Here is a 14,918-nt window from a genome sequence, read left to right on the forward strand (position 1 = left end):
GGACGCACTTCGTCGCCGTGAACCCGCGCGGGACGACAAAAGAGTGCGCTTCCTGTGGTGTGAAGACTGAGAAACCGCTGTGGATGCGCGAACACTCCTGTCCGGCGTGTGGATTTGAAGCGGATAGGGATGCGAACGCGGCGTGGAACATCCTTTCTCGTGGTCTTGAAGAAGTAGGAGTGGGATACTCCGAATCAACGCCTGTGGAGACTGCGCTTCCTGTGGATACGCCTGTATCTGCAAAGCGCGTCGTGGAAACAGGAAGCCCCACCCTCAAGGAGCGAACGGCGTCAGCCGTGAGCGAGTAGGGTGGGGTAGTTCACCGCCTACAAACTGTTAATTAATACGTCTCGAACCACACATACCAGTATTCAATGACTCGTTCCACAGCCACGTACTCTGAGCCCGGTGAGGTCCACCCACAACCAACACACTTTCATACGGCTCAACAGAGAAACAACCAATGAAACTCGCAACGATCGGGGTCGGTAACGCAGGCAGCAAGCTTATCGACCAGATGATTGAGTTTGAATTTGAGACTGGTCGTAATCTGTGTCGTCACGCATTGGTCATTAATACGGCTCGGACAGACCTCGCTAAACCACAACAGCTCGATGAAGATCGCCGGGTGTTAATCGGCGATACCCATCAGAAAGCGCGTGGACACGGGGTTGGAGGTGATGCTAAAATTGGTGCTGAGGTTGCGCAAACCGACATTGATGAAATCAGGCGCGTTTTCGACGATGTTGAAATTCACGAGGTTGATGCTGTCTTAGTCGCAGCCGGCCTTGGTGGAGGCACCGGCAGTGGCGCTGCTCCCGTTGTTATTGACGAACTACAGAAGATGTACGATGAGCCAGTGTACGGACTTGGAGTATTACCTGGCACGTACGAGGGCGGCCGGCCGGCACTCAACGCTGCCCGCTCGCTTCAGTCATTCGTCAACAAAGTTGATAATTTCATCGCGTTCGACAACGATGCGTGGCGTTCTCGTGGGCAGACTATTGAGCAGGGCTACGAAGAGATGAACGAAGAGCTTGCAACACGCATTGTCACTCTGCTCGCAGCCGGTGAAGTCGATGAGTCGGAGGTTGGTGAGAACGCGATGGATTCGAGTGACATTATGCGAACCCTCGATACCGGTGGTGTCTCCTCAATCGGGTACGCTTCAACTGACGTTACCCCCGCAAAAGAAGGACTGTTAGCCAATTTCAAAGAAGTTGATGACTCACAGAGTGAATCAACAGATGCTGCAAAAATCAAAGGCTTGGTGCGCCGAGCAACGAATTCTCGGCTCACTGTTCCATGTGATGTCTCGAGTGCTGACCGTGCGCTGATTGTCTTTGCCGGGCCGCCAGATGTGATTTCACGAAAAGGGGTTGAATCTGCTCGTGAATGGCTTGAACAAGAAGCTGATACCGTTGATGTCCTTGCTGGTGATGATCCTCGTCCCGACTCGTCAACCCTTGCGGCTGTGGTGTTGCTCTCAAATGTAACTGATACACCGCGGATTAACGAAATCCAAGATCAAGCTGTTGACGCGCAAAACAAAATTCAAGAACAGGATGCGGTTCGCGAAGAGGAAATTCAGTCGCTAATTACCGATGACGACAATGATCTGGACCCTATTGTTTGAGCGAACACGTCGTCAAACGCTTGTCCGACAGACGCATCACCACTCTGTTGGCCGCCACCATCACTCGCAGCCGTTGGTGTGTAAATGAAGGTAGCACTTCTCGGCGTTGGTGGGTGTGGTACCCGACTCGTTGATCAGTTTGTTCGAACTGAACACCGCACAGGCCGGTCGGTGACTAATGGAAACGTTCTCGCGTTTCACACTGAATCACAACCACTCTCTCAGACAACCGCCCTCAGTACTGACCAGCATATCCTCCTTGGCGATACACACCCGGCAGTACTTCGACGAGACACAAACTCTCCTGCTACTGACTCCCCAAATTCGTCTCACGATCCCCAACTACAATCAGAGACATCCACCACCACGAGTAAACAAGGTGCCTCCAGTAACTCGCGCACGCGTGAATATGACATCAATGAGTATGGTGTTGGTGGTGATCCAGATGTTGGCGCACAAGTCGCTAAAGCGGAGCGGCCAGAAATTCGACGTGCACTCGATAAAATCGATGAAACAGAAGTCGCAGCCACGATGATTGTTGCTGGGCTTGGCGGCGGCACTGGTGCTGGTGTTGGGAGTGTGTTGTTGGAAGAACTCACCGATATTTATGAAACTGAAGTGTACACACTGGGTGTTCTCCCCGCTGACACGGAGTCAGACCAACGAGCACTGACCGCTGCCCGTGGTCTTCGAACACTTGTCCCACGTGCTGCGTCAACGCTTCTTGTCGACAACGATTCATGGTCCCGGGATAGAGACGCTGTTGCTGATTGCTATCAGTCGATTAATCAGATGACCGTCGACCGACTGTTGAGCGTTTTTGGTGCCGGTGAAGCCAACACGACGTTTGAATCTGAACTTCGGATTGACCCTGCTGATATCTCACGGACACTTGCTGTTGGTGGGGTAACAACTGTTGGTCGCGCCACAGTTGAAATTGACAGTAACGCTCATGGACTTCTTGCTCGGATTCTTCGCCTGCTTGGTCGATCACAGCCCTCTGGGTCTACTCCGGTTGATGCGTCGAAAATAAAGACACTGATCAGTCGCGCAGTCCAATCGAAACTCACGCTACCCTGTGAAATCACTTCTGCAGACCGGGTTTTGCTCATCCTCAGTGGACCCCCAGATACAATCTCTCGGAAAGGATTTGAGACCGGCCGATATCTGCTTGAAGAAGAAACGCAGACCGTTGAAGTGCTTGCTGGCGATGAGCCAATTCAAAACACAACAGAACTCACGGCAACTGTCGTTCTCGCAAATGTGACGTCTGTCCCACAGATTGATGAACTTCAACGTCGCGCGGTTCCTACAGAAGACGCTGTCACGACAACCTCGGGACCCTCAACTACTACAGAACAGACGGCGACAACTGATGAGATGAACACACAGACTGTTGAGCCATCAGCAGATGCGGACTCAACTTCCGCCGAATTTGATTTCACCAACGCTGAAACGGCCTCTGAAACAACGGACTCAACCGAGCAATGACAAGCGATCAGTCGGAACACACTTTGAGCGCCACGGAAGAGAACATTATGAAGGCAACACACACAGCGTTGCTCAAACACGGCTATGCTGATCTCTCAATTGCCCGTATTGGTGACGAGCTTGATGGATCAAAATCTTCTATCTACCACTACTACGATTCAAAAGACGATTTGCTTATTACACTGCTTGAGTTCACTGTCAACAAATTCGAATCGACTCTTGATACCGAACCAAGCCAGAATCCAGCTGAAACCCTCAAACAGCTCATTGCCAAACTTCTCGCACCGGACCCGGTTGAAGACGATTATCAGTTTCAAACAGTGCTTGTCGGCTTTCGATCACAAGCAGTCACGAACAGTCGTATCCGCGCTCAATTTACGCACGTTGATGAACGGTTAGCAGATACGATCCGGGAGATTCTTGAACGTGGTATTGGTGAAAATGTGTTTGAAGCGGTCAATGCCTCTGAAGTCACAGAATACATTCTCGCAACGATTAAGGGTGGCATATATACTCGTGTTACAACAGATCGAGTAGACGCTGTCACGGCGACACATTCTATGCTTGTTTCGTATATCGACTCAGAACTCATCCAAGATACGGTCTGATTTGCTCTTTGTCGGTTCGGATTGCTTCTCCGAGTTCCCCAATTACTGATAAGACCGGATACTGTGGCGTGTCGCTATCTGAATACAGGTACTCACAGAACTCGATCTGTTCATCAGATGTCTCCTCACTTGGGGGCTCAGCAACCGGTGGTGAGTGAAGGTCTCTCTGTCGCTGTTCAGCGACTCTATCCAGTTTTGTCTCGAGATCCTGAAGCGCACACCAAATATCAAACGCGGCCTCCCTGCGCCGCATTTGTACGGACCCGAAGTGCGCGCAGAGATTATCCTGTCGGGTCTCGATGTTAGTAAGTTCCGTTTGATAGTTTGCGAGCCGATCCATCTCCTCTGTCACTACCTCTATAAGCTCCGCACGTACATCGATTGCCTGCTGGCTCCGGTCAACGATTGCTTGTTGGACCGCTGGAGTGAGAACCCGATTTGTTGCCAACGACGTCACTATATCTTCTCCAAGCTCAGCAGCGAGATTTTCAGCAAGGCTCTCTTCATCGCCAATGCTATAGTGCGGAACTGATCGCACTGTTTCTTCATACGCAGAAAGTACATACTTGAGTGTCGCATCTCCGGGACTTGTGGGTACGTCCATTACTTCTGTCCGGTCACCTACATCTGTTAGCGCGGTATCTGGCGATTCAAACTGTACTGGCTCGACCTGCCGTATCTGCGTCTGAAACCGACGAAATGCGTCTTGTTCCGCAATAATACACTCCCGTTCATCCTGGCATGTTTCAATCGCTGTCTGGAGTTTACCTACTACAAGTAACAACATTGCTCCAAGACTAGCAATGACTCCCACCACAAGCGGCGACGTAAGCAACTCAGCACCGCCACACCACATATCTACACATGCTACAGGCTGATCAGCAATAGGTATGCGAAATCTCATAACTCCACAATCATTTCATACAGTCTAACTATTGTTGACCTTTTCGCATGGCTGATAATGTAATCTACGACATTTAAGTTTTGGCCCCACCGACATGGGGCATGGAACAACCGCGCCGTAACGTGCTTGCCGGGCTCGGCGCTGCCGCAAGTCTTGCTGGCTGTTTGAGTGTTGATGGTGTGAGATATCCAGACGAAATAGAATCCTCAGACGAGTCAAATACTACGCTGGAAGCTGGCACCGATGAGCCACCTACAGATAACTCAGCGGATGCCGACGGTCACGCCTCCGACCTGATACAACTCATTGCTGAGAGGACACAAGCGATTGTTGCTGATGTGGTGTGGTTTGCCATCTCTTATCCACGCGCGGTTGAGTCATATAACCAGGCTATTGACAGTGTGATTGAGACTATCGACACAGTCCGTACCACAATCCATCAGCCAACGATGCCAACAGCCGAGATGGTTGACCGACTCGAAACTGTCGGATACAACGCTGCGGACCGCGCGGAAACAGCGTTTGAACCCCACTTTTCTCCTGTTGACCTTCTTCAGTCACGGACTGATATGCATATCCCGTCTTTGGCTCGCGCAGCACGTCGTAACGATGCTGACCGATTTGTCGAGGAACTCGACCGGATGCGACTTTCGTTTTTCCAAATCCAGACTCCAGTGTACGTCAGCAGGCGTTTTTCACGCAACCCGATCCATAACCGGTTGCTTGACCGGGTTGTACCACACGCTACCGGTGATGTGCTGGTCGAAGTTGCGGTCCCCACTCGTCGCAATTTTACGACGCTCGCACACGAGCCATATGTCGATGAGGACGGGAGCCATCCGCCTACGTTCACCGCAGACCCGCTCCCGGTCGCTCGCCGAAATAAACTCCGGAAACGGCTTGGACCAGTTGTCCAACCGTCAGGCCGTACTGAAGAAGTGTTTTTCACGTTTGCGACCCGTCCAGATCCTGTTACTCGCCAGCGGAACGTCTTTCGTGGGCCACCTGGCGATCTAGACGGTACTCCACTGTATATCCAACAATATGGTGACCGTGCGACCGCACGTGAACAATTTACAACAACTCTTGCGGCCGGCGATACAGAAGGAATGACCTCGATCAGTTCAGGCGTCACCTCAGCGACTGATTCGATCAAATGGCACCGTTATTACCATCGTGAAGCTGGGAGTGACCGAACAAATCTGGACGATTTTCCGGGTGTTCAATATGGATACTTACTCCAAGCCGGTCCGTTCGTTTTCGCCACCGGCTTTTCTGGTGATGCGTGGGAAGAACGCACCCGCTGGCAAGGCGAGCTGACCGAAAGCTGGTTGTTCCAGCCCGTTGATTGACATTTTTTCCGCGCTGAATCGAGAGGAATCCCGCGATGGAAGTTTGACGCTCGCAACCCCCGTCCTGCCACTTTACCTAATAGCGTGGATGAGCATAGAATGTCTGGCCTGCCGTCCATGATGGATCGTATCAGCATTGTTGGATCCACTCCCGGCGTAACGCCGGCATTCTCTCCCTGCAGAAAGATAGTGGTTTCAGCCGCGGGAGATAGTAAATTTGGATACCCCACGTGATCAGGATTTAACTCAGGTGCGACCAAACATCATCTATGACACTTTCTCATCACCGGCGGCAGTTCCTCGCTGCTGTTACTTCTCTCTCCCTTGCTGGCTGTCTTGTTGAGAGTGATACAGGGACGGCTGATGAGTCTGAAGGACCATCTCGCTCACACACAACCGAGTCACCACGCCCTCAGACGAGTACAAGTAATCAGACTCAACCACCCGATTCTGCTCGCCCGGATGGCGAACCAATTTCGCTTGATACTGCGGGCATCGCTGTCGAAACTGTTCGTATTAACCGCATTATTGAGTCGCCATATCAATCACAGATTGTTGCTGACATTGTTATTTCGAACGTTGGACCAGCACGGTATGGAACTCTCGAGTTTCGGGCTGACGCCTACTACGAGCCACCAGCTGATGACCGAACGTATCATCCACCACGTGTCTCTGAGCGAACTGCTGTTGGACGAACGTATATTGAGCGACAGTACGATTCGTTTGGTACAGGAACACGGACTCTCAGTGAGATCGTGATCCAGTATGATGCTGATGACGCAAACGGGTCCACAGACCCCGCTACATTCGACATTGAACTTGTTGTCCGTCGAGTGAACCCGTCACTGGACCCCTCCCAAAACTGACGCTGTGGTTTTTCTCTATGCCCTCACCAATCGTATCTGTCATTGGATTGTATTCTCCAACTATACATGCTTGTGACCTCGATCTGCTAATGTTGAGTTTGACTACAAACAAATTTCATATCGGTTAATTATCATGTGATCGCTGTCTAAATAGTACGCTGTCAGATGCTAACTAAGACGACCAGATCGATCGCCGTGACAATCGATCAGATTCTTGTCCTCTCTAGCACCCACATATTCATCCTACTACTATCCCCTCGATACAGCAGATCAACTGGTAGGTGCGCTACACGCCAGACCCGCCAATCACAGAACGACTGTCACACGTCTTCACACGGGTCTTGATAGCGTTTAGCATGAATGTGGGTACACACAAAGTATTTATAATAACCGGTGTTTGTTCAAAATGCCCCTACCTCCGAACACGGCAGGCGCAAGTAATCCAACACACGGTAACCGTCTCACAACGAGATCGAAGTTAAGACGGTGTGTCGCGGACAAAACGACTGGCGTACTCGGATGCTGACAAAAACCAAACAATGACAAACGACAATACACGCTCGAAGGCCAACGCGGTCTTCTTCAGTGCCATCATGGTAATCTCTATGGTGGCTGTTGGCTTCGCTGCGGCACCGGCCGCTGCGGCAGTCAACGATGGGTCGGTCACGTTTGATGACCAGACCCTAAATGACGATGGTACAGTAGAGGTTGACTACAGCAACTTTAGCAGTGACAGCGGTGGCAGTGCCGTTATTGCTGTCACGTATGAAAACAGTGATGGAGACGCGGTTCTCGCCGGTGTTTCCGACACTGGATCCACTACAAGCAGTGGTACCGCTACCGTCGAAATTGAAGACACCGATGGATTCCCGGGTGTACACACCGCGCACCTGTTCGATTCCGATGATGCACCGGGTGCTGACATTGGGGATACAGTAAGCTCTGGCTTTGACACCTCCGACGCGTACGTGACGGGTGAGCGCGTCCCCACCAATAACCGCGCAGGCGACGGTAGCATTGTCTTCCAAGGTGAGGAAGATGTCGTCTTCGTCGGTAACGCTTCCCAGGGTACGATTTCTCACAGCCAACTCTCCGGCACGTCCGGCAACCGTGAGGGTACGCCGCTTCAGGACCCGATTCCTGAAGACGAGGAAACGGGTACTTACGACTTCAACGGTCCCGACGATGGTGACGGTGGCTTCAGCACCACGGTCATCTCGCCCGACATCACGACCGCAGAGGTTCAACTGACTGAGAACGGTAACGACGTTTCGCAGGTCGGGCCTGACTCTGCGAGCCGGCTCAAGGTCTTCGCTGAGTGGAACTTCGGTAACGCTGAAGGCCTCGCTATTACCGTCGAGGACCCGAGTGGCGCCGACATTACCAACGAGGTCCTCATTGACAACAGTGATACCTCCGGCGCAACCGATGTTCTCCAGTACGGCGAAAATGAGACCAATGCCGAAGACGCTAGTGTCGGTCTTGACCTTTCGGGCGAAGATGCTGGTGAGTACACCGTCATCTTCGAAGGCAACGACGAGATCGACCAGGGTAGCGTGACCCAGGAGTACACGATCGAGCTCACCACCGAGGACGAGCTCTCGATCGATGTCGCAGAAGACTCTGTTACGCAGGGTTCCAACGTTGACTACACGGTAAGCGGTGGGACTGACGGCCAGTTCCGGCTCGTCGCTATTGAGGGAGGCGACTTCGCGGATGGTGTCAGTGACAACCAGTCTGCTGACATCTTCCGGAACGTTGACGACGTCAGCGATACTGGCTACAATTCGAGTGATGATTACGCGTGGGCTCTCGTCGAGATCGACGGCACGACAGCTGTCGGGTCGATAGAAACCCAGTACCTCGATACTGCTGATGTTACTGTCGAGGTCTACTCCTACGAAAATGAAGTGTCGTCGCTAGACAGCGACGATCTCGAAGACGATGTCGACCTCGAAGTCACCGAGGGTGAACTCACACTTGACAGTCCGACGGATGAGTACACCATCGGTTCGGAAGTTGACGTGAACGGCTCCGCTGAGGCTGCTGACGAGGTGCGTCTCTACGCGCTTAACAACGACAACTGGGAAATTATCACGGTCAACGGTCAAGACAACATTGACGTTGACTCTGACGACACCTTCGAAGTCGAGGATGTCACTCTCTCGGACGGTGACGGTGGCGGTAATGACATCCTGGCGTTCGAGGGTCAGTACCAGATTGGCGTAATCGACGCGGACGACGCACGCAACATCGAACTGGACTCCGGTGACGACAGCGAAATTAACACCTCATCGTGGACCAGCAACGATGGTACCCGTGCCACGATCCGCTCTGAGTCGGGCGGTCTTACGGCTCAGTTCGGGACCATCGACGGCCAGTTCGCCACTGAAGACAGCACGATGACTGTCAACGGGACTGCAGAGGGGCAGTCGAATGTTGTTGTTGCCTTCGTTGGCGAGCGTGGCGAGGTTGATGTCACGGAAGTGTCCGTTGACAACGACGGTACGTTCGACGAAGAAGACGTCAGCGTCGACCTTTCACAGGGTGCTGCGTCCGGGCACGTCATCTCGCTTGGTCGCGACGGCACCGTCGGTGACGGCGATCTTCCGAACACCAATTCGAGTGATACGGTCGGTATCGATGAGCTATCGAGCTTCATCACTAATCTTGAGGATCAGTCGCTTACCGGCAATCAGGTCCGTGACCGGATTGTCTCTCAGACCACTGAGGCAGACGCTACGGACGACCTGATGATTTCGACGACCTTCCGTGTCACCGAGGCTTCGGTCTCGCTTGACTCGGTTTACCCGGAAGGCGCTCAGGCAGACGGAATCAACCCCGTCGCCGCTGGTGAGACGATGGTCGTGGAGGGTACGACGAACCTCCAGCCTGACGATAACTCCATCGTGCTCAACGTGCTCAACCAGAACGATAACTCGATTGAGTCTGCGTCTGTCGAAGAATGGAGCAATGACGGCCAGTTCACCCTGACCGTCGATACCTCCGACCTCGAGACGGGGACGTACACGCTCGAGGCCGACAGTGGTGATACCACTGACTCCACCGACGTTGAAATCGTCGAAGAGCGGCAGACTGACGACACCGGCGACGACACTGGTGACGACACCGGCGACGACACTGGTGACGACACCGGCGACGACACTGGTGACGACACCGGCGACGACACTGGTGACGACACCGGCGACGACACTGGTGACGACACCGGCGACGACACTGGTGACGACACCGGCGACGACACTGGTGACGACACCGGCGACGACACTGGTGACGACACCGGCGACGACACTGGTGACGACACCGGCGACGACACTGCCGACAACGGCAGCTCCGATGGTGGCAGCACTGACGGCAGCACGCCCGGCTTCGGCGCGCTTGTCGCCCTTGTTGCGCTCATCGCGGCTGCGCTGCTCGCGACCCGTCGCAACAACTAACGCCAGCTAATAACCGAACGGATCACTCCGTTCGGTCCTCGCGGTGCGTATTTTCATTTTTTGCGACTGCCTAAGGCTCGTCAGTTGCTAGCGTAGCGGATATTTCACAGACAACTGACGCGACTACTACAAAACCTGATGGCCAGAAGAATCCGACACCTAAGCGTCTCTCCTCGTTGATATACGCTAGTGTGAACTACCTCATCCTACCGATCGCCTTTCGGTTCGCGCTTGAGGATAGGGCCTCTTGTTTCTACGTGTTCATGGTTTTCGCGAGGCAGACACATTGGGACTGACAGAAAGTATTTACAACCGAGAACGGTAGGAGGAGGTGATCATGAATACACGTGTCTCGCTTGGCGTAGTGATCCTCTTTCTTGGGGTTATTTGCCTTGCTATGCCGCTCAGCATCTCAACTGCGGCACAATCACAGTCATCCCCTGCAGTTGGGTTTGATACTGCAAAGACAACGGTGACGCAGGGCGATGTGGCTACGCTTGGGATCCAGATGCGTGACACTGATGAGGTGACGCTCACCATCCAGGCACCGAATCAACAGTACCAGACAACACTCCGTGCGTACGATAACAATGGAGATGGTTCGGTCACTGTCCGGGCTAATACATTCTATCCAACTGATGTGGACAAAAGCAACCGCTTCACAGCTACTGGCGGTGACTCAGTCCGACTCATTTCTGAATCTGGACTTTCTGAAGGGGCCGTACTCGATACTGGCCGATATAATCTAATTGTCTCAACTGATGAGACAAGCGTTGCGGCAGTGCTTATGATTACTGAACCATCCCAACCGAATGGAACGAATGTGATTGTTCCCCCTGATACATCGTACAAAAATATTGAAACGGGATTAAAAAAGGAGTCGGAGTTGTCGGAGGTAGGTGCTACGGACACCACGGATGTGGATTCACCTAATGTTGCCCGTGGTGATGAGTTTTGGACACGGCTTCCAATTACCGGGATTGGTGGTCTCCTTACCTCACCAGCTCCAGCGTCAAACCTTGTGTTCCCTGTTAATAGCACCCCTGGTGCTGAAACTACCCACATAGCCGATATAAGTAGTAACGAGACAGTCTCTTTCACATCAGTCTCGATCAACTATCAGAGCAATCACGCCAGATCTCACGCAGCTACTCAACAGGTTACTCAGTCCGATATCGAGGTACTTGGGATTGATACAAACAAGAACGGATATATCGATCGCTCACTAAAAGGATCGATACAGAGCATCCAGACGGGTACAGACGGACGCTTAGCAATCTCACTCGACCGTCCAGTTGAGATTTCTACCCACAGTACACTTCGTGTCGCGTACGACATTGAGAATCCCGAAGTAACAGGCTCACAAGACGTCTCCATTACTCTTCAAAACGGTGATATATCTCATCGGCACGCTGGTATCGTCACATACGGGCTTGCGGGTCAAGGTACTCTCGGTCATGGAATTAATCTCCAGTTAACCTCGGAAGAGAGTGGGTCACCTACTGATCCACTTGCGAGCGTCCACACAGTGTACAATGACAGCGTACCTGGACTTGCCGTGGGGGTTGACACAACCACATTGGAACCGGGTGAGTACACGGTTACCCTTGAAGTTGATGAGTCAGCGCCGAACTCTGTACCGAGGGCCTCCCTTCGGCAGTCATTCACCGTGTCTGAGCCCACTGCTGAACTAACAAATCACACCATCAGCAACTCTACTCGGCTATCTGTGACAGCTAGCACCAACCTTGCGCCGAACAGTTCCGCGATTATTCGTATCACTGCGGATGAGAAGGATGGCGGAATCAGTCAAGTTCTTAATTGTGTGGCCACGGTCGATAGCGACAGTAGAATTGGTTGTGATTTTGATCTCTCTCATCCCGCTGATGAGTTCAATATTGATGTCGCTATTAAACGAGATGGTGTCGTGATCGCTGGACCAACCAAGATTAACTGAACCAAATTCACTTGACACAGACGGAAATCGCAAGACGGCAAACCACCGACAATGTTCTACACAAGTAAGTCGGCTTGACTGGATATGATCCTCACTGCCTCATACCCAGTGTCCAAGTATGTATGCTCCCCCCACGACAACGATTCCACCAAAGGCATCGCGTGTCCGAACAGGAAGTAACGTCGGCGAGTTTGGTGTCGTGTCTGGTTGGCTTTCATTTCCACTAGACGAATTAGTTTCAACAGACGTTTGATTATCTGGCTTAGTTTCGGTTGTGTTTTGGACTGTTCTATTTGTTGTCTCGGATTGTACTGAAGTCGTATTATCAGTCGTCTCTGTGCCGTTGTTTGTGTTTGTTTCTTTTTGTGAATCTGGAATCTCTGGTGTAATGCTTGTTGAGTACTGTCCCGACCGATAACTCACCAGTATGGTCACTATTGTACCCTTGGCAGACGCTCTAAACTCTTTATCAAAGCTAACAGCATTCGTGAATGTTTCTGTATCATACACTCGATCAAGATCAAGTCGCTCTCCAGTTGATGTATTGAATGTCTCGATCGTGACTCGACTAATCTCTGCCTGTGAGACTGTGCCAGCAAGGTGGACTGTTTTTCCCTCTAGATTGATCGTCGCGTTTGTAATGTTCACCTCAGGTTCTGGTTCATACTTGATTACAAACGTTTGATTGCGTATGTTTCCTGCCGCATCTTCTGCTGTTATTTTGAATTCATTGTCGTCGTTGTCGTCATATAATTCAACCGTCGTATCGAAACTGTATTTGAGTTTGTCTGGATTCGGCTTTGCGTTTGCGCTTAACATCAGAACCTGTGAGCCATTGTTCGATGTCCGATTTATTTCGACACGCTTGAGTTTCGTTTCATCCTGAACCGTACCGCCGATGCTCGCCGTGTCCGTGTAACTTTCATCCGCGACGGTGATATTGATGGTAGGATCCGACTCATCATCAACGTCAATTACAAACCGGTCAGTGTTTGTGCGGCCGAGCGTATCCGTGTACTCTGCGGTGAGATTGTTTGTTCCGTCGACAAGCAGTAACTCTTGAGAAAAAGACTCTCCGGGGTTCGAAATTCGATGAATCTTCCGGTCTACATCTGAGCTACTCTCATCAGGCCCGTAGTTGCTCGTTCGCTCAATTCGGATGCTTTTAACATCTACTACCGTGTGAAGATTGCCAGCCAGAGTGACTTGCCCACTAGTAACATTTACCGTATTGTTTGGCCCACCTTTGACCGTCGTTGAAAATGGCGAGGTGTATTCTACCCTTGGTGCGGCTGTATGCTTCGTTATCGACGACTTGAATGTTGTTACTGTATCAGACTTTGTAATCACTTCTACCGTATTTTCATTTGGGTCGAGATCAAGTGTAACTGATCGGTCAAATGTCGTCGAGTTAGGTCGATATGAACGGTATACGTCCCCATTGACTCGCAGTTCGATCAACTCAACCGGCGCATCTGCTGTGACAGTGATGTTTGCGTTTGGGTCGTTTAATACGACAACATTGTCTTCAGACTTGAGCTGCTCCCCATCAATGGTTATATTGGTTGTTGTCTCTTGTGCAGCTACAGCCCCAACCCCGGTATACATGAGCAGGCCCAAAATACACATCCCGCACAGAACACTCGCCCAGCGCCTGTAAGTCGGACCTTTTACCGGATTAATAGAACTTGCTATCATGTTGTTTCGGTGAACACCGCTTGTATACCATCATCCTCCCAGCAATTCATATTACTGTGCTGGCCTAAATATCATCCACGATACTCATCAACTTCCCTAAGATCAAGTTCGGTCGACACCGCTAGTTCAGTCGGCTTCCGCTAGGCCGCATTTCACATCAGTGGCCGGACAGTTTTGTAGAAATCCGGGACGCAGCATGTCTGAGAGCCAGTTGGTGACGTGGGCTGTACGTCCGACTGGCTCTCATCAGGGACTTGTGGTCCCATTTATACTGGTGTGAATAGACGAATAAATATCCACTGGTTCACTCACGTTAGCGGTGTTTCACATAAGTGATCTTGTTGGATGTGTTTAGGTTGGAATCGGTCGCAGCGAGCCTGTTGTAACAGATTTGCTTCAATCGTGGATCGACTTTTCTCTCGGCCGTGTTGAATCGCTGTAAGGCGTTGGAATTCACTGTTTGACGAAGCGTTTGATGTTATAGACGACACATATCAGCGCAATTTCGCGGAACTCACGGGATCATGACCGCGCTCGCACGGGGAAGCCGAGCGAGCGTTTCACAGCCGAATTCACGGTTTCGGCCATAGAGCGTTGATTGTAGCGAGTATCGTCGCTTCTAGCGTTGTGCGCCTGGTCGTCCGGGGCGAAGATGCGATGCTCAGTCGATCACATCGACAGCCGCGTGATCTTGTCTAATGGCGGTGAACCAGATTCAGTCGATCACATCGACAGCCGCGTAATCTCGTCTGATGGCGATGAACCAGATGGAACTAGCTGTGGAGCATCTTCGAACCGCTGGTGAGCATGATTTTCGGGATGTGCCGTCGCTGTCGGCGGCGGACTGCCGCCGACGCGACAGTGTCGCCACTGACGACCGCTGTCCGACCCGATGGACAGCTACCGGAAGAACCGGTCGTCAAGCGGTTGATTCGCTGGAACGGACCTGCG

10 protein-coding genes and 1 pseudogene are annotated in these 14,918 nt (G+C 51.9%); 8 read left to right on the forward strand and 3 right to left on the reverse strand.

What is annotated here, in order from left to right; translation table 11 throughout:
- The 4 genes from B9H04_RS15480 to B9H04_RS15495 all read left to right on the forward strand — a co-directional run.
- Positions 1-308 (forward strand): zinc ribbon domain-containing protein (locus B9H04_RS15480; protein ID WP_139835120.1); only part of this gene is annotated, 308 nt, incomplete at its 5' end.
- 155 nt (positions 309-463) lie between these two features.
- The gene (locus tag B9H04_RS15485; protein WP_085682843.1) at positions 464-1,636 is read left to right on the forward strand and encodes a tubulin/FtsZ family protein; all 1,173 of its coding nucleotides are present in this window, start codon (positions 464-466) and stop codon (positions 1,634-1,636) included.
- Between the two features lie 84 nt (positions 1,637-1,720).
- Positions 1,721-3,127, forward strand: coding sequence for a tubulin/FtsZ family protein (locus tag B9H04_RS15490; protein WP_080508736.1), 1,407 nt, complete (start codon positions 1,721-1,723; stop codon positions 3,125-3,127).
- Complete coding sequence (locus B9H04_RS15495) at positions 3,124-3,735, forward strand: TetR/AcrR family transcriptional regulator (RefSeq protein ID WP_080508735.1); 612 nt, start codon at positions 3,124-3,126, stop codon at positions 3,733-3,735. Before B9H04_RS15490 ends, B9H04_RS15495 begins: the two co-directional genes overlap by 4 nt.
- Here B9H04_RS15495 and B9H04_RS18295 read toward each other — a convergent pair.
- Entirely contained in the window at positions 3,716-4,639 is a 924-nt protein-coding gene (locus tag B9H04_RS18295) for a DUF7260 family protein (RefSeq protein WP_425515057.1), read from the reverse strand. The two genes, B9H04_RS15495 and B9H04_RS18295, sit on opposite strands and share 20 nt — an antisense overlap.
- A 101-nt stretch (positions 4,640-4,740) precedes the next feature.
- On the opposite strand from B9H04_RS18295, the gene B9H04_RS18300 reads away from it, so the two are divergent.
- The 3 genes from B9H04_RS18300 (at position 4,741) to B9H04_RS18305 (ending at position 12,269) form a co-directional block, all read left to right on the forward strand.
- Positions 4,741-5,991 (forward strand): hypothetical protein, encoded by a 1,251-nt coding sequence (locus B9H04_RS18300; RefSeq protein WP_139835122.1) that lies wholly within the window; start codon positions 4,741-4,743, stop codon positions 5,989-5,991.
- A gap of 1,405 nt (positions 5,992-7,396) precedes the next feature.
- Positions 7,397-10,312 carry an HVO_2072 family ArtA-dependent S-layer glycoprotein gene (gene csg / locus B9H04_RS15510; RefSeq protein ID WP_085682845.1) on the forward strand — a complete coding sequence of 972 codons (2,916 nt, stop codon included), beginning with the start codon at positions 7,397-7,399 and terminating at the stop codon, positions 10,310-10,312.
- A gap of 337 nt (positions 10,313-10,649) precedes the next feature.
- Positions 10,650-12,269: a DUF7827 domain-containing protein gene (locus B9H04_RS18305; RefSeq protein WP_139835123.1), complete on the forward strand. Its 1,620-nt coding sequence runs from the start codon at positions 10,650-10,652 to the stop codon at positions 12,267-12,269.
- Between the two features lie 99 nt (positions 12,270-12,368).
- Here B9H04_RS18305 and B9H04_RS18310 read toward each other — a convergent pair whose 3' ends face one another.
- Together B9H04_RS18310 and B9H04_RS15515 are read right to left on the reverse strand one after the other, a co-directional pair.
- The gene (locus B9H04_RS18310) at positions 12,369-13,967 is read right to left on the reverse strand and encodes a hypothetical protein (protein WP_139835124.1); all 1,599 of its coding nucleotides are present in this window, start codon (positions 13,965-13,967) and stop codon (positions 12,369-12,371) included.
- Positions 13,968-14,420: 453 nt separating this feature from the next.
- A pseudogene (locus B9H04_RS15515) lies at positions 14,421-14,630 on the reverse strand (transposase); the annotation flags it as partial.
- An 89-nt stretch (positions 14,631-14,719) separates the two neighbouring features.
- Between B9H04_RS15515 and B9H04_RS18985 the strand changes: the two are divergent.
- The coding region (locus B9H04_RS18985; RefSeq protein WP_085682846.1) for a hypothetical protein at positions 14,720-14,918 on the forward strand (199 nt) is incomplete at its 3' end.

The sequence above is a fragment of the Halorubrum ezzemoulense DSM 17463 genome (assembly GCF_002114285.1).
GTDB lineage: Archaea > Halobacteriota > Halobacteria > Halobacteriales > Haloferacaceae > Halorubrum > Halorubrum ezzemoulense.